13 protein-coding genes are annotated in these 15,992 nt (G+C 63.6%); 6 read left to right on the top strand and 7 right to left on the bottom strand.

What is annotated here, in order from left to right:
* The first annotated feature begins 329 nt into the window (after positions 1-329).
* The 6 genes from ATO6_RS22725 (at position 330) to ATO6_RS22750 (ending at position 8,481) form a co-directional block, all read left to right on the top strand.
* A complete protein-coding gene (locus ATO6_RS22725; protein ID WP_141102059.1) occupies positions 330-1,568 on the top strand; it encodes a SlyX family protein in 1,239 nt (412 codons plus the stop codon).
* Positions 1,569-1,670: 102 nt separating this feature from the next.
* Positions 1,671-2,099 (top strand): hypothetical protein, encoded by a 429-nt coding sequence (locus ATO6_RS22730; protein ID WP_088626273.1) that lies wholly within the window; start codon positions 1,671-1,673, stop codon positions 2,097-2,099.
* A gap of 150 nt (positions 2,100-2,249) precedes the next feature.
* A complete protein-coding gene (locus ATO6_RS22735) occupies positions 2,250-3,716 on the top strand; it encodes a hypothetical protein (RefSeq protein ID WP_088626274.1) in 1,467 nt (488 codons plus the stop codon).
* On the top strand, positions 3,700-4,557 hold the full coding sequence (locus ATO6_RS22740; RefSeq protein WP_088626275.1) for a sulfotransferase: 858 nt from the start codon (positions 3,700-3,702) through the stop codon (positions 4,555-4,557). Before ATO6_RS22735 ends, ATO6_RS22740 begins: the two co-directional genes overlap by 17 nt.
* On the top strand, positions 4,547-5,296 hold the full coding sequence (locus ATO6_RS22745; RefSeq protein ID WP_088626276.1) for a cyclopropane-fatty-acyl-phospholipid synthase family protein: 750 nt from the start codon (positions 4,547-4,549) through the stop codon (positions 5,294-5,296). Before ATO6_RS22740 ends, ATO6_RS22745 begins: the two co-directional genes overlap by 11 nt.
* Positions 5,297-5,373: 77 nt before the next feature.
* Positions 5,374-8,481: an FG-GAP-like repeat-containing protein gene (locus ATO6_RS22750; RefSeq protein WP_254919248.1), complete on the top strand. Its 3,108-nt coding sequence runs from the start codon at positions 5,374-5,376 to the stop codon at positions 8,479-8,481.
* A 37-nt stretch (positions 8,482-8,518) separates the two neighbouring features.
* Here ATO6_RS22750 and ATO6_RS22755 read toward each other — a convergent pair whose 3' ends face one another.
* From ATO6_RS22755 to ATO6_RS22785, 7 genes are all read right to left on the bottom strand, one after another.
* A complete protein-coding gene (locus ATO6_RS22755) occupies positions 8,519-9,493 on the bottom strand; it encodes a hypothetical protein (protein WP_141102060.1) in 975 nt (324 codons plus the stop codon).
* A gap of 127 nt (positions 9,494-9,620) precedes the next feature.
* Positions 9,621-10,415: a sulfotransferase domain-containing protein gene (locus ATO6_RS22760; RefSeq protein WP_088626279.1), complete on the bottom strand. Its 795-nt coding sequence runs from the start codon at positions 10,413-10,415 to the stop codon at positions 9,621-9,623.
* A 52-nt stretch (positions 10,416-10,467) separates the two neighbouring features.
* A complete protein-coding gene (locus ATO6_RS22765; RefSeq protein ID WP_088626280.1) occupies positions 10,468-11,541 on the bottom strand; it encodes a GSCFA domain-containing protein in 1,074 nt (357 codons plus the stop codon).
* Between the two features lie 180 nt (positions 11,542-11,721).
* Complete coding sequence (locus ATO6_RS22770) at positions 11,722-12,435, bottom strand: hypothetical protein (protein WP_088626281.1); 714 nt, start codon at positions 12,433-12,435, stop codon at positions 11,722-11,724.
* Positions 12,436-12,620: 185 nt separating this feature from the next.
* On the bottom strand, positions 12,621-13,772 hold the full coding sequence (locus tag ATO6_RS22775; RefSeq protein ID WP_088626282.1) for a hypothetical protein: 1,152 nt from the start codon (positions 13,770-13,772) through the stop codon (positions 12,621-12,623).
* 101 nt (positions 13,773-13,873) lie between these two features.
* Positions 13,874-14,845, bottom strand: coding sequence for a hypothetical protein (locus ATO6_RS22780; RefSeq protein ID WP_088626283.1), 972 nt, complete (start codon positions 14,843-14,845; stop codon positions 13,874-13,876).
* The gene (locus ATO6_RS22785; RefSeq protein ID WP_088626284.1) at positions 14,842-15,984 is read right to left on the bottom strand and encodes an NAD(P)-dependent oxidoreductase; all 1,143 of its coding nucleotides are present in this window, start codon (positions 15,982-15,984) and stop codon (positions 14,842-14,844) included. The genes ATO6_RS22780 and ATO6_RS22785 overlap by 4 nt, the downstream gene beginning before the upstream one ends.
* Positions 15,985-15,992: the final 8 nt, after the last annotated feature.

Consider the following 15,992-nt stretch of genomic DNA (forward strand, 5'->3'; position numbering starts at 1 on the left):
CCGCGATGACCGGGGGCATGCTGAACGAGCTGGAGAAGGCGCATCTCTATATCGCCGAGCTGAACACGCGCATCGACGAACTGGAGGCGGACAAGGCTCGGACCGCCGTGCTCGAGGCCCGGCTTGCCACGCTCGAGGCCGTGCTGGCCGCACGTTGATCCGGGGGCACGCAGAACAAGATTGACCTGGGGTCAACTCACATCTTATCAAAATGCAGGTAGTATACTAAACTACCTCTGATTGCGCGCCTGCATCGCAGTTGATGTCAGATTTTCACTTGATTTCGGGAGGCTCCTGACCGGCCTCCCTCGAAGGTCTCGGAGATTACCATGTTTAGAAAAATTGCCTACATTTCAGTTTTTTCATCCGCCGCGCTGATGACCGGCGGGTTGGCTGCTCCGGCCCTCGCGGATGTCGTTCACCTCGACGATGTGATCATCGACGGTTCGCTCTGCGTCGGGTTCGACTGTGTCAACAACGAAAGCTTCGGTTTCGACACGATCCGGCTGAAGGAGAACAACGTCCGGATCAAGTTCCAGGACACATCGACGGGCAGCTTTCCCTCCCGCGACTGGCAGCTGACCGCGAACGACACCGCCAGTGGCGGTCTGAACAAGTTCTCGATCGACGACATCGACGGAGCCCGGACCCCTTTCACCATCGAGGCCGGGGCACCAAGCCATTCGCTTTACGTGGACGACGGAGGCCGGATCGGTATGGGGACCTCCTCGCCGTCGGTCGAACTGCATACGGTCGACGGCGATACGCCGACGCTGCGGCTTCAGCAGGACACCTCCTCGGGGTTCGCGGCGCAGACATGGGACCTGGCAGGCAACGAGACGAGCTTCTTCATCCGTGACGCCAGCAACGGCAGCACGCTGCCCTTCCGCATCCGCCCGAGCGCGCCGTCGAACGCGCTGGTCATCGATACCGATGGTGACGTCGGGGTCGGCACGCTGACGTCTGACGCGTCACTGCACGTCAAAAGCAGCGACGGCACGACGCGGCTGTTGATCGAAGAGACCAGTGGCATTGTGGACGCGCGCGAATTGATGACGCTCAAGAACAACGGAATTGTCTTCTTTACGTTGCAGGACAGCTCGATCGCGGCAGGCGACGACACTGGTCAGATTTGGAACGTCCAGAACCAATCGGGTGAGTTCCGGGTGACCACCGCACCGGGTGGCGCGGGCGACATTGAGATGCGGTTGGATGTCTCCGGCAACCTGACGATCGAAGGCGAGCTGTTCACCGCCGGATCCTGTTCTGCGGGCTGCGACCGGGTGTTCGACGAAGACTACCCGCTGCCGACGATCGCGGAGCAGGCGGCGATGATGCGCGAGAGGAAGCACCTGCCGAACGTGGGTCCGACCTCCGAGGACGGGCCGTTCAACATCACCGCGATGACCGGCGGCATGCTGAACGAGCTGGAGAAGGCGCATCTCTATATCGCGCAGCTGAACGACCGGATCGCCGACCAGGACCGCGAGATCGCGCGGATGGCGGGGCTCGAGGCCACCGTCGCGCAGCTGACCGAACGGCTGGAGCGGGTCGAGGCGCAACGGTAACGTTTGCTTTGGTTGTGCGGGGGCGGCCTGTCGCCTAGGCTGCTCCCGACTTCGGCCCCTCGGCGGGCCGGGCGCGCGCATACCATCCGGAGCACTTCGATCATGCATCACTTTATGAAATCCGCCCTGACCGCCCTCGTCCTGTCCTGCACCGCCGCGCCGCTGGCGCTGGCCGCGACACCCGAGCCGGTGCAGCAGCACAATTCCAACGCCGTCTGGTTCGACAACTGGGTCGGCCTGTCGAACGGGATGATGGTCGTGGCCGCCCCGAACGGCAAGATCACCACGATCAGCGCGGCGACCGGCACCCCGGTGTTCGAACTGAACCCCGCCGAGGCGATCGACGGCGTCTACCGCTACGAGCTGCGGGCCGCGACCGAGGAGCGCGTCGAGATCGTCAATCCGCAGAACAACGGCCGCGGCGACAACCAGGAAACCACCATGGCCAAGCCGTTCTACACCACCGGCCATTTCGTGGTGAAGGACGGGATCATCATCACCCCCGAGGCAGTCGAGGAAGAGAAGGGCTGAAGCCACCCGCACCATGTGATCCCCGCCGCCCGACATGCGCCCTGTGACGTGCTTTCCCACGTCACAGGCAAAATCCTGTTTTCTGTTCTTTTGCGCGGACAAGCCGTGAAAAAGTCTCTAGGGTGCAGCCAGTATTCGAGGAGCGGTCCCATGATGGCATTCAAACACACCCGCGTGGCACTGGCTGCCGGTCTGCTGGCGGCCTCCGCCGGCAGCGCGGTTCAGGCGCAGGTCTTCACCAGCGACGTGATCATCCAGGACTCGCTCTGCGTCGGGGTCGACTGCGCCTCGAGCGAGAACTTCGGCGCCGACACGATCCGGCTGAAGGAAAACAACCTTCGCATCCATTTCGACGACACGTCGAACAGTGGCAGCTTCCCGGCCAATGACTGGCGGCTGATCGCGAATGACACCGTCAACGGCGGCGACAATTACTTCGCGATCCAGGATGCGACCTCCAATGGTATCCCCTTTCGCGTGAAGGCCGGCGCCAACACCAATTCGCTGGTCGTGGACAATGACGGGGACATCGGGATCAAGACCCTCAACCCGGTGGTCGATATTCACGTGGTCGAGGGCAACACCCCGACCCTGCGCCTGCAGCAGGACGGATCGGACGGCTTCGCGTCACAGACTTGGGACGTAGCGGGCAACGAATCGAACTTCTTCATCCGCGATGTCACCAATGGCAGCGAACTGCCGTTCCGGATCGAGCCGGGGGCGGATGACGACGCGATTTATATCGAGGACACCAACGACATCGGGCTGGGTACGTCCAATCCGGAGGCCGCGCTGCATGTGAGGCGGTCCGATGCGGCCCGTCTGCTGCTGGAGAACTCCACCGCCACCGTGGGCGCGCGCGAGATGCTGGCAATGCAGAACGCGGGCACGGTGTACATGTCGATGGAGGACCTCTCGATCGCTGCGGGCAGCGATACCGGGCGGATCTGGAACGTCCAGAACCAGGGTGGCACCTTCCGGGTGACAACCGAACCCGGCGGCGCCAACGACATCGAGATGCAACTCGACCCCGGCGGGAACATGACGCTGGAGGGGGCGCTGAACTCGATCGGCGACGGGGCCAAGCTGGTGGCGGAGAACAACAGCGGCACGACGGCGGCGCGGGAGCTGATGGCGCTGAAGAACAACGGGGTCGCCTTTTTCAGCCTCGAGGACACCTCGCTGGCGGCGGGATCGGGCACCGGCCGGGTGTGGAACTTCCAGAACCAGTCGGGCGAGTTCCGGGCGACGACCGAGCCGGGCGGTCCGTCCGATATCGAGATGCGGCTGACGCCATCGGGGAACATGTATCTCAAGGGCCAGCTCTTCACCGCAGGATCCTGCACCGCGGGCTGCGACCGGGTGTTCGACGCGGATTACCCCCTGCCGACGATCGCCCAGCAGGCGGCGATGATGCGCGAGAAGAAGCACCTGCCGAACGTGGGCCCGACGCCCGAGGACGGGCCGTTCAACATCACCGCGATGACCGGCGGCATGCTGAACGAGCTGGAGAAGGCGCATCTGTACATCGCGCAGCTGCACGAGCAGAATACCGATCTCCAGGCGCGCCTGACACGTCTCGAAGCGATCACGCGCGACCTTGCCGCACAGCGATAAATCTCCGACTCTCTCCGACGGCCCGATACCTATCGCCGTCGGAGGTCTCGGGGGCAGTGGAACCCGTGTCCTGGCCGATGTCCTGCAGCGGGCCGGGGTCTTTATCGGAAGCGACCTGAGCGTTGCGCTGGACAACCTCTGGTACGCGTTCCTGTTCGGACGGCGCGACATCTTCGTTTCCGATTCCGCCGAAACGGACAGGTTGATCGCGCTCTTCTTCCGCCAGATGTCGGATCCCCGGCCACTGAGCGCCGCCGAAATCGCAATGCTGGACGCGGTGTCGCTCGAGCGGCTCCAGCATCCGCGCAAGAAACTGGACGCATGGTCCCGGGGATTTCGGGCCCATGCCGCGCAGGGAGCGCCGGCCCCGAACTGGGGCTGGAAGGTGCCATACACGTATATCCTGATCGAGCGTCTGCTGGAGTGGCATCCGGAGTTGCGATACGTGCATATGACCCGGCACGCGCTGGACATGGCCTATAGCGCCAATCAGAAGCAGCTGATCACATGGGGGCCGGTGTTCCTGAACCGGGACGTTACGAAATCGCCCGCGGATGCGCTGGCCTTCTGGTGCGCCGTACACAGGCGTATGGAACGGGTGTCCGAGAGATTTCCGGACCGGGTGCACCATCTCGATTTCGACCGGCTGATCCGCGACCCGGAGGCTGTCCTGTCCGAGACGATGCATTTTCTGAAGCGGCCGGTGACGGCAAACAAGCTGGCAGAGCTCGCCGCGCGGGTTCGCCTTCCGGAAACGGTGGGACGACACATGGCCGGGTCGCTGTCGGACTTCCGCCCCGAAGACCTGGCCTACCTCGGAGAGATCGGCCATGACACGTGAAGACTACGAGGCACGCCTGGCTGCCGTACGGAACCTGCCGGGCGGCAGCAGCGAACACCATCGCACCTATGTCGGACCCGTGGCCCAATACGATTTCATGGGGGCCACGCAGTTCCGCCTGCTGACCGGCCTGGGGCTGCGCGAGGATCACCGCCTGATGGATCTGGGCTGCGGATCGCTGCGGGCGGGACGGTTCCTGATCCAGTACCTCCTGCCGGGGCGCTATGTCGGGGTGGAGCCGAACAGCTGGCTCTGGCAGGCTGCCCTTGCAGACGAGATCGGTGAGGACATCCTGCGATTGAAGGAACCGCTGTTCCTGAGCGATCCGGACGTGACCTCCGCCGCCATCGGCGGGCCGGTGGATTTCGTCGTCGCCCAGTCGATTTATTCCCACACCGGCAAGGACCTGTTTCTGCGCTCGCTGAAACGGCTCGCCAAGGTTATCAATCCGGGTGGGCAGCTTCTGTTTACCGTCGTGTCCCCGGAAGAACAGAAGAAGAAGGTACCGCCCGGCGAACGGGCGACAGGCTGGATCTATCCGGGTGTCGTCACGTTCAAGGAGGAGTCGGTCCTGAAGTTCTGTCAACGCTTCGGCTTCACGGCTCAACGCCTGCCATGGTTTCATCCGCGGCAGACCTGGTACCGTGCCACGCTCGACGGATCGATGCTGGACGAGACCCAGATCCAGGCAATGGGAACAGGGCGACCGCTGTTCGACGACCGGTTCGACGCCTCGTAGCCGCGGACGTCGCATAAGTCTCCCATTACAGGGCATAGGCTGCTAGTCTGCCAGTATTCCACGCCGGAGGTATTCCGATGAACTCTTTGATCCTCAAACCCTACGAAAAACGTTTTTTCCTCGCCCTCATCATCGTCGCCGTGCTGGCCTACATGTTCTGGACCGGCTCGCGCTATCCGGCGCTGAACGAGAAGCTGCTGATGTCCGGGGCGATCCAGCTCGAGGACGGGCTGAGCTTCGAGGCGAAATACCCGATCACTCCGGACATGGGCACGTGGGAGCACATCTATTATTCCACGCTGAACTGGATCTTCACCAACAAGAAGGGGATGACCTTCGGGGTGCTCTTCGCCGCGGCCTTCCTGACGGCGGCGGCCTACCTCAGGCAGAAGAGCTTTCGCGGGTCTTTCTCCAATTCCTTCCTGGGGCTCGCCATCGGCACGCCGCTCGGCGTCTGCGTGAACTGCGCCGCGCCGATCGCCAAGGGGATGTATTCCGCCGGGATGAGGGCCGAGACGACGCTCTCGGCGATGATCGCCTCGCCGACGCTGAACGTGATCGTGCTGACGATGCTGTTCTCGCTGATGCCGTTCTACATGGCGGTGACCAAGATCGCGCTGTCGCTGCTGGTGATCCTCGTCGCGGTGCCGCTGATCTGCCGGTTCCTGCCGGTCACCCAGATCAAGGGCCCCGACATCAAGCCGATGCCCTGGAGCGCGGCGGAACTGGCCGCCGATCCGCCGCAGAGCGAGTCGATCTTCGCCGCCGTTCTGGGCGTGGCGGTGACCTATGCGCGCAACCTCGGCTACATCATCCTGCTGACCGTGCCCCTGATGCTGCTGGCGGGGTTCCTCGGGGCGGTGGTCACGGTGCTCCTGCCGCAGGACCTGGTGACCGGGCTCGCCTTCGGGATGGGGGCGCTGGTGCTGATCTGCCTCGTCGGGGTCTTCCTGCCCTGTCCGATTTCCTATGATGTGGTCTTTGCCGGCGTGATGCTGTCGGCGGGGCTGGCGCATGGCTATGTCATGGGGCTGCTGTTCACGCTCGGCAGCTTCTCGGTCTATTCCTTCTTCATCGTGGCGCAGGCGATCGGCCAGCGCGCGGCGTGGATGCTGGGCGGCACCATCGCTGTGCTGGGCATGCTGGCCGGTTTCGGCGCGCAGACCTATCAGGACTGGCAGACCGAGCGGGCGCTCAGGATGCTGCAGGAAAGCCGCCTCGAGGCGCCGGCGGAGCCGGGCCTGCTGAGCGACCTCGCCGGGCTGTTCGTCACCCGCGCCGCCGCCTCGGACATGCCGCAGGGCAGGGTGACCAGCGCGGATGCGGACCGGATCGCGGTCACCGCGACGCCCTTCGCCCCGGCCTCGCCCGCGGCCGACACCGGCTTTACCCGGATCGAGGCCGCCGCCGCCGGGATCGACAAGCCGCTGGAGTTCTCGTTCCGTGACATGTGGCCGCCGTTCTGGGAGGGCCGCAGCGTCGCCACCGGCGACATCGACGGCGACGGCGACCCGGACCTCGTCATCGCCTCGACCGAGGCGGGGCTCTATCTCTACGACAACGACGGCACAGGGCAGTTCGCCCGGATCGACGCGCCGCTCGGCCCGCTGGCCGGGATGCCGGTCTTCAACGCCGCGCTCGCCGATATCGACAACGACGGCTTTCCCGACCTCGTCATCGCGACCTACATGCAGGGCAACTGGCTGTGGCGGAACGTGGACGGGGCCTTCGGCGCCGAGCCGCCGCGCCCGATCGCCAACCGCGAGGACGCGGTGCTGTCGATCGCGCTGACGCTGGCGGATGCGGACCGCGACGGCTATCTCGACCTGGCCCTGGGCAACTGGGCGGCGGGCTGGTATCGCCGCATCCCCGGCGAGGAAAGCCGCAACCGGGTGATCTGGAACGATGACGGGCGGCTGTCGGGCGAGCGCTTCACCGAACTGCCCGGCATTCCGGGCGAGACGCTGTCGATCCTGTTCACCGATTTCGACGGCGACGGCACCGGCGACCTGATCGTCGGCAACGATTTCGAGATCCCCGATTACTTCTACCGCGGCGACGGGGCGGGCGGGTTTTCCATGATCACCCATGGCGAGGCGCTGATCCCGCATGTCACCAACACCACGATGGCGGTCAAGACGGCGGATCTGATGAACGACGGCACGCCCGAGATCTACCTCGCGCAGATCGCCGGGCGCTCATCCGGCGTGTCGAAGAAGCTGAAGATGCAGCCGCTCCGGCGCTATTGCGACGGCATCGCGGATGCGGCGGCAAAGGCGACCTGCGAACAGAACATGGAGATCAAGACCTGGTACAAGTCGGGCAACAATTTCGACCCGACCTACGCCTCGCGCTGCCAGCAGCTCGAGGGGCGCTACCAGGCGGAATGCAAGGCGATGCTGATCAAGGACCTCGCGATCCAGAAGCGCGATCCCTCGATCTGCGCCCTGATCCCCGACAGCCAGCCGGTGCCGCGCGCCTATTGCGAGGTGCATTTCCGGCCCGCCCGCGCCTTCACCGAGGCCGAGGCGGCGGCGGGGATCGAGCAGGTCCAGCGCTCCAACGTGCTCCTGGACTGGAACGGCGACGCCTGGGACGACAAGGCGGTGGCCCGCGGACTGGACGTCGGCGGCTGGAGCTGGGACACCAAGATCGCCGATTTCGACAACGACGGGCTGCAGGACGTCTATATCGTCAACGGCACATGGGTCCCGAACGAGGTCTCGCCCTCGAACCTGTTCTTCCACAACAGGGGCGACGGCACCTTCGACGAGGCCTCGGGCCCCTTCGGGCTGGAAGATTACCTGATGACCGCCGCCGCCACCGCCTTCGATATGGACGGGGACGGGGATCTGGACATGGTGACCCACCCGGTGAACGGACCGGTCGTGCTGTTCCGCAACAACACGCAGGCGCCCGCGCTGATGGTCAGGCTCGAGGATCACGCCGGCAACCGCGACGGGATCGGCGCGCTGATTGCCCTGACCGACGACACCGGCCGCACCCAGACCCGCGAGATCCAGCTGGGCGGCGGCTTCATGTCCTTCGACGCCCCGGTCGCGCATTTCGGCATGGGCGATGCCGGGGCAGCGACGGAGCTGCGGGTCCGCTGGGCCGACGGCGCCGAGACGGTGGTCGAGGGGCCACTGGCGCCGGGGATGAGTTACACGATGCGGCGGAAATGAACGCACCGAGCCAGGCTAGGATCCAGGCGCGAGCGCGCTAAGCCTCGGTTTTGGCGTGCTCGCTGGCCATGATATCGAGAATCTCGCCATCGGTCATGCCGCCCAGCTCCGCAAAAGTCAGGACCGTCTTCGAGGACTCGAAACGGGGGGCAAGGCGCGGGTTATGCTGCCTGAAAAGGTCCATGAAATCTGAAAAGTCGTATTCGGCCATGGATAGTGCAGGTTCGAACAGATCGTTGAAATGCTTGGCATTGCGCCGGACGCACCCGACATAGAAATCCCGGGTCGCGGTATCGAGCTGGCCCGCCGCCACCATTGCATTGAGCCGCTGCAAGAGGCTGGAGCAGCCATCAGGCAGCGCGACATTCCCTGGGGTGCGTATCGCCAGTCCGGCACTGTCCACCGTACCGAGTCCACAGAGATCGAGGAATTTTCGCAAGAAGAGAGCATTCTCCATCGGCTCGAAGATCGCCTCAACGACGTCGGGGAAATACCTCCGCCACAAGTACATCCGGGCGTCGTAATCATAGTAGGACATGCCGCTGGCAAAATGCGACTGGGCGGATTCAACATAGTCCTGAAAGGACTGAGGAAGGCGCTTGCGTTTAATGTGCTGCATCCACATGGAACGCAGATGGGACACGGGTTCGCGCAAGTAGCACAGGATCCGCGTCTGATCGCCGAGGCAGTCCCGGATGAGTTCTATGCGGGGAGGCCTGCAAAGATAAAAGTTCTCGGCGGAGAAGAGCCGTACGTTCGTGCCTGCCGGCTGCGGCGAGAGCCGCGTGGAGAGGCTCTCGATTGTCCGGGCGGGGGCTTCGGGCGGAGGCCCCGAACTGAGGCCCCTAAACTCGGCGGCCATATGTTGGTGCCCTTTGGACGTCTCGTCTCCCCGGAACACCGGCACGTCAAGTCCGCGGGCCGCCAGAGCGGATCGATTGTTAGTCAGAAAAGCCTGGATGGACGACGAGCCGGTCTTATGTGTGCCAATGTGAAGAACATTTGCTGTCATTGAACGTCCACCTTTGAGAAATTTTCAGCTGACTAGGTCAAATAATTGGATGTGGGATAGTGTGGACGTAGTCAGGGAAATTTCAAGCAGACCCACGACGCCTGACAAAGTCAAGCCCTGCGCTGACTCAATAGCCGAAACCTGCCAACTGGGGTTTGCATGTGTCTGTGAACAATTCCACCAATTCCTGCGGCAGCATATGGGTAAAATTGTAAGCTCTCCGTTTCCAGAAGAACCGGTCATTCTTCTGGGTCATCTGGTCCACCGTTTCGACGATTCTCTTGATTTCCGCGCAGCTGAGATCGATTTGCAGGAAAGCTGCCACCTCTCGGAGACCGGATTTCGGATCGGCGGTGAAATCTTCGTACCGGAGTTCGAGTATCGGAACCTTCACGCCCAATTGGCGCCACCGACCCAGGTACTTCGACATCGCGCCGGATGATCCCGAAAACAATGGGAATCCGTCATTTCTCGAAAACAAATCTATGTAATGCGGGAATTCTCCATCGGCAATGATGGCTTCGACGGATTTTACATTGCCCTTCAGGAAAAATTTGCTCTGGTCCCGCAACTTCGCATAATTTAGCGCTGACAGAAGAATATCGAGAGGATGACGCCGAATGAGTATGGCCGCTATGGACTCATCCGGGACAAGCGACATGCGCTGGTGGACAGGATGGAGATGGGTCTTGAGCAGCTTTGACTGCTGACCGCGCAGGGACACGAGCGGAGCGTTCGCCGGGTATGCCTTCAGAAAGGAGATGACCCGGGATTTGCCCTCATCATCATAGCCAAAGATTTCGTTTAGGATGTATCTCAGCCAAGTATTTCCGCTCTTGGGGTAAGATGCCAGCCAGCACACCTTCCCTGCGGGCGGAGAGGCGTCTTCATCACGCCTCTCGCCCGGGAGTCCGCCAGGCAATTCCGCTGCTCCGTCAGCCCGCGGGTCGGATCGTGATCGATTTGCCGTTACCTCACCCGCGGTCGAGCGCGGCCTCCTCGCATTCCACCTCGACGAAGCTCTGCGACATCTTGAGGAAACTGTCCTCCTGCGGCGCCTCGGCCTTGCGCGGGGCGGCGGCGGGCGTGCCCCCGGTGGCGTATTTCAGGAACAGCCCCATCACGTGGCCGACCCCGTTCTCGGTGACGTTGCGCAGGTCGCGGGCGTAATAGGCACCGCGGTTGTAGGCGCCGGTGATCACCTCGTAGGACGGGAAGTAATGCACGAAATCATGCGCCTTGCGCAGCATCTCGGCTGAGACCCGCAGCACCGATTTCGAATAGGTCGTGGCCGACAGCACATGCGCGCCCGGCTCGGCCGTGGCCATCAGCGGCACCGGCGAGACGGTCAGGATCACCTGCGCCTTCGGGTTCACCTCGCGCAGCCTGGCGAGGAACTCGGTCATGTCGCCCACCACGTCCTCGACGCCCTGGTTGTAGAATTCGTACTTGTCAGGGTCGAATTCGCCGCCCTCGACACCGGGGCAGAGCGGGAAGACGGCGCCGTCCTCCTTGCTGCGGTAGCATTCGGTCAGGCCGAGGGTGAAGACGAAGACGTCGAGCGTCTCGAACATCTCGCGCACGGCGGCGAGGTGCTGTTTCCGGTCGGCCTCCATTTCCTCGACCGAGACGAAGTTGCCGGGCTGGATCGCCGGGCGGAACGGATCGCGGACGGTGCCGTCGGGATCGATCCACGGCCCCTCGGCGGGGGTGAAGCGGCCATAGGCACGGTCCATCAGCTGCAGCAGCTGGCGCGCGGTATAGAGGTTGCCGTAGCGGGCCGAGAAGGTGCCGTAGTTATGCGCCGACAGCACGCCGGGCGAGATCAGCGGATGCCCCTGCTCGGCCACGTAATAGTCGAACCCCGAGGACTTGAGGTGCCGCGCGATGTGCTGGGCAAAGCAGCTGCCGGCGGTGGCCACCTTGGTCTCGGGGGTGATCTTCAGATCGAAGACGCCGACCGGATCGACATCGCCGATCTCGGGGGCGGAGACGGAGCGGCGCCAGAAGGCCTTGTCGGGAAGGGATTTGTAGGGATGGTCGGTCATGATAAAAATTCCTTTTGAACAGACCGGAAGTCTCTCCCCTTCAAACCTATTCAAGTCGGGCTTGTGTTGCAACGAATGCCGGGCTTCACTCTTTCACTTCGGCGCCCTGATGCCGCGAATGCGGATATTTTCGTCCACTCTCCCCAATCGAGACCGGCGATCCCATCGAAGCGCGGGCCCTCAAAGCGACTCGAAATAATCCAGCAGTCTCGCTCCGTAACGCTGGTTCGCATGGGTGGCGTCGGACCCGCAGAAGGGTTCGGCAAGGAAGCCGTCCGGGTCGAACGCCTTCGGGGGAACCGGACAGATCTCGATCCCGATCTCCGTGAGAAACTCGTTTGCTACCTCTGTCTCGATGTTCCAGAAGGCCAGCCTGGTCCAGATATCGCTGAATTTCATGCGAACCTGCTCGCCCGAGTCGAGGGTGCGGAGCTTTCCATCACTCCGCAGCTCGCGTTTCGGCGGAGGCGAGGAGTAATGGATCGTCCGACAGGGGGCGGCATCGCGCATCTCCCGAAGGAGCGTTTCTTTCGAGATCGCCTCCGCAAGACTGCTGCGCAGCGTGGCAACCGGCAGGACCTCGTAGCCTTCCATGTCGTCTTGTGGCTTCTGGCCGGCCCTCAGGATCACGTAGGGCCGGTCATGCACGAAAAGGCCTAGCACATTATGCAGCGTGCCCAATCTGGTCAGCACAAGCAGGTCATCCGGGCCGAGCGCCGCGATTTCCTCCATTGCCTGCTCGATCGGCGTGTCGCCATGACGCTGGGTCTTGAGCCAGCGGACAGTGACATCACCTTTGCTCACGTAATCGGGCCCCTCCTTTCTCAAGGCTTCTGCCTTTGCAACCATCTGGGTATGGCTGTTGCCGACGACGAGGATCTTACGCGATGTCATATGCATTCCTGTGCCTTGCCGGGGTCGCAGTCGCCTGCCTCCCGGGCGTTTTTGTCGCGGATGCAGTGATCCACCATCGAAGTAATTGAAAAAAGGAAGTGCATTCAAGCGGCTCTATAACTGAACGTGCCGCATGGCCCGAAAACGCCACAGGCAACGGGAGGTGGCTCTCCCTGTTCGGGCCGTCATATCTCGAGAAGATCAAGGGCGTCGGCTCCCTTGACAAGACCTGAGTTCCGCCAGTACCGCCCGGTCGCTGCCGCAGCATGGCCGGGGTTCTCGGGTTGCAGATCGCTCAACAGTGAAAGAGCTGATCTCGCCTCCTCGGTCGGTCCATCGGACAGCGCAGGGGTCCACTTTGGAATCAGGGCAATCAGAGCATCGACCACCGGCCAGTCCACAGTCTCAAGCACGTCCTCGATCCGATCCCAGGACCGTTCAACCGGCGTCGATTCCGGCGTCCTGACCGGAAGATCGAGGCTGGGATAGGTCGCATTGAGGCGCCGAACCATGTCGGTCGAGCAAACTGTCAGGACATCGGCGGCATCCTGACTGAGCGTGGGCTTGTTGAGAAGCGACCCGCCCCGGTTAAGGTCGTGAAAGAACAGCAGGAGGCCCTCGGTCTCGCGCCCGAAGGTTGTCACTTCGGGAAAGAACTTGGCCCGGAACCTTTGCAGGAGGACCAGTTGCTCTGCCGTTACGGAGGCGTTTTCCCGGATGTCCGGCAACCGGGTTTTCAGGCCGGGGCGCCAACCTTGCAGGACCGTTTCAAAATCCCGAACGACGCTACCCTCTGGGAACCGCTGCGGGTCGAAGGCGCGCACCTCCATCCGGTTGACGCGTGGAGACCTGCGCCATCGCGAGAGGGCCTTGCTCATGTCTCTTACCTGTGTCGGCGGGGCGAACCAGGCGGACGCTTTCAGCCGCTGCTGCTCGACCGAAAGATACATGCTCAGCGGATCGCGAACATAGGCCAGAACCGTGATCGTTTCGAGTTCGGGAAAAACCTCGCCGAGCATCCCGATGAAATCACCGGGATTGGCCCGGATGAACTTTTCACCGGACAGTATTGCGGCATCATGTTCGGTGGCGCGTCTTCCGATCTCTCTCAGGGTCTCGCGGGACCTGGCGCGAAGCCTTTCCATGTTTTCGGCCCGGGCCGTGACGCCGATCAAGGTCGCCAGAGGGGCCTGTCCTCCCACCCGTTTTTCCGCGTGATAAAGAACCCCTTCTTTCGACAGTTCCGCACCGGCGTCAAAGAGGGCTGCCTGGATCGACGTGCTGCCACATTTGCCGTCTCCGATATGCAGCAGCACGCTACGCACCACGTCGGTCATTCCTGAAGCGGAGCGCACAGATGACAGTGCCGGGTCGGTGGAAGGCGGCTTCCACGAACACGACTAGAGCGCTCCGAGACGGCGCATGGCTCGTCGCGTTCTCATGAGACACTTTCCGTGGGCCAAACGGCAGGCGCCGGTTCCAGGTTTTGCAGCAGGGCCGTGACATCCTTCAGTATGACGCCATCGATCCCGACGGGCACCGTCAGGGACTCCGCGCTTCCCTCCCAGGCCTCGGCGAAGGCAGGATTGTGGGCGCGGCAGCGCGCCAGGAACGTCGAAAGATCCTCCTCTCGCCGCTCTATATGCGGCTCGATCGGCCGCAGGGCCTCGGCGGCGCGGGGATCGCGCAGGCGCTGCTTGAGCCATTTGTAGTCGTTCCGGCTCAGCTTGTCGCCGGCAAGTGCCCGGTTCGCCATGAGCTGGCAGATGACGACGCTGTCCTCGGCCCCGACATTCTCGGTTTCGCTCTCGTCCTGCAGGTAGAGATCGGACAGGCCGCAGGCCTGGAAGAAGCCGCCGACCAGATCGTCCCCGCCGAAAGGGATCACCGTCACCGGGCACAGCCTGTCCCAGACGGCGAAATTGGCCTGCATGCGGAAATAGGCGAACCGGTTGGGGTTGGAGAGCGCGCGCATCTGCGCCTTGCTGAACCCGCGAAGGGAGGTCGTGACGGTCTGTTTCAGCCCTTCGCGCCAGAGCGACAGCAGATGCCCTGTCGGCTGGCGCAGATAGGCGATGACCTGTTTCGGGACGCCGATGCGCTTGTGCACCCGCTTCATGGCGATACGGGTCGAGCAGTAGTAGAAATCTTCGGAAGACAGGATCGCGAGCGGCGCCGTGCTGACCCCTTCCGCGACCCGAGCTGCGAAGCCGAGCGGAGGCAGCTCGTTCCCGGCCATGCGGAACAGCGCCGCGAAGTGGCGGTGCGAGGGAAAGCCGTTCTCGGCGCGTCCGAGCATCGGGAAATCCACACCGGCCGCCAGCAGCCGGTCGTGGTGGCGGTCCAGATAGCTCTGGATCGCCGATGTCCCTGTCTTGTGAGGACCGATATGCAGGATGACGTCCGTCACCCCATCATCTTCCGCTTCGCCAGCTCCGCGTTCGCCTTTTCCAGCTGGTCCTCGGGCAGCGGCTGCGTGCCGACCCAGCCGGCGAAGCGGCCGAGGCCCTCGTCCAGAGACACCGCGGGGGTCAGGCCGAGGATCTCCTTCAGCCGGCTCACGTCCGCCATGTTGTGGCGGATGTCGCCCAGCCGGTACTGGCCGGTGACCGTCAGGTCCGGTTCGGCCCCGAAGGCGCGGGAGAGGCTCTCGGCCACCTCGCGCACGCTGGTGGCGCGGCCCGAGCCGACGTTGATCACCGCGTTGGCCGGATCCGCGCGCTCGGCCGCGGCGGCGAAGGCGGCGGCGACGTCCGAGACATGCACGAAGTCGCGGCTTTCGGCCCCGTCCTCGAAGATCGGCAGCTGCAGCCCGCGCCGGATCCGGGTGGAGAAGATCGACAGGATGCCGGTGTAGGGATTGTTCAGCGACTGGCCCTCGCCATAGACGTTCTGCAGCCGCAGGATCGCGTAGCCGATGCCCAGCGTGTCGCAGCTGATACGGACCAGGTCCTCCTGCATCAGCTTGGTCGCGGCGTAGATCGACGAGGGCGCGGTGCGGTCGTCCTCGCGGGTCGGCACGGCGGTCAGGGGCGCGCCGGTCTCGGGGCAGACCGGATCCCACTGGCGCGCCCGCAGCGCCTCGGCCGAGCGGGCGGGGGGCGTGATCCGCGGCCCGTCGGGCCCGTCGGTGGTGTCGCGGCGGATGTAGGCGCCTTCGCCGTAGACCGAGCGCGAGGAGGCGAGAAGCACGCGGGTGACGCCGTGCCCGCCCGCGGCGAGACGGTCCATCAGCAGCGCGGTGCCCTGGACGTTCGCATCCGTATAGCGGGCGATCTCGTACATCGACTGGCCGGTGCCGGTCTCGGAGGCGAGGTGAACCACCGCCTCCATCCCGTCGAGGGCCTTCTCGATATCGGCGGCGGAGGTGACGGATCCGCGCAGGAATTCAGCCCCCGTCCGGGCCATCCAGTCCAGCCCCTGCGGCACCTCGCCGTGGATCTGCGGCGACAGGGTGTCGAGGATCCGGACCTCGTGACCGTGATCGCGCAGAAGGGGAACGAGATGGGACCCGATGAAGCCGGCACCCCCGGTTACAAGAATTTTCATCAAATATC

The sequence above is a fragment of the Oceanicola sp. 22II-s10i genome (assembly GCF_002210105.1).
Classification (GTDB): domain Bacteria; phylum Pseudomonadota; class Alphaproteobacteria; order Rhodobacterales; family Rhodobacteraceae; genus Pseudooceanicola.

Excerpts from the sequence above, each read along its gene's own strand:
- ATO6_RS22725 (WP_141102059.1), top strand. The coding sequence starts at position 330 with ATGTTTAGAAAAATTGCCTACATTTCAGTTTTTTCATCCGCCGCGCTG.
- ATO6_RS22730 (WP_088626273.1), top strand. The coding sequence starts at position 1,671 with ATGCATCACTTTATGAAATCCGCCCTGACCGCCCTCGTCCTGTCCTGC.
- ATO6_RS22735 (WP_088626274.1), top strand. The coding sequence starts at position 2,250 with ATGATGGCATTCAAACACACCCGCGTGGCACTGGCTGCCGGTCTGCTG.
- ATO6_RS22745 (WP_088626276.1), top strand. The coding sequence starts at position 4,547 with ATGACACGTGAAGACTACGAGGCACGCCTGGCTGCCGTACGGAACCTG.
- ATO6_RS22750 (WP_254919248.1), top strand. The coding sequence starts at position 5,374 with ATGAACTCTTTGATCCTCAAACCCTACGAAAAACGTTTTTTCCTCGCC.
- ATO6_RS22755 (WP_141102060.1), bottom strand. The coding sequence starts at position 9,493 with ATGACAGCAAATGTTCTTCACATTGGCACACATAAGACCGGCTCGTCG.
- ATO6_RS22765 (WP_088626280.1), bottom strand. The coding sequence starts at position 11,541 with ATGACCGACCATCCCTACAAATCCCTTCCCGACAAGGCCTTCTGGCGC.
- ATO6_RS22770 (WP_088626281.1), bottom strand. The coding sequence starts at position 12,435 with ATGACATCGCGTAAGATCCTCGTCGTCGGCAACAGCCATACCCAGATG.
- ATO6_RS22775 (WP_088626282.1), bottom strand. The coding sequence starts at position 13,772 with ATGACCGACGTGGTGCGTAGCGTGCTGCTGCATATCGGAGACGGCAAA.
- ATO6_RS22785 (WP_088626284.1), bottom strand. The coding sequence starts at position 15,984 with ATGAAAATTCTTGTAACCGGGGGTGCCGGCTTCATCGGGTCCCATCTC.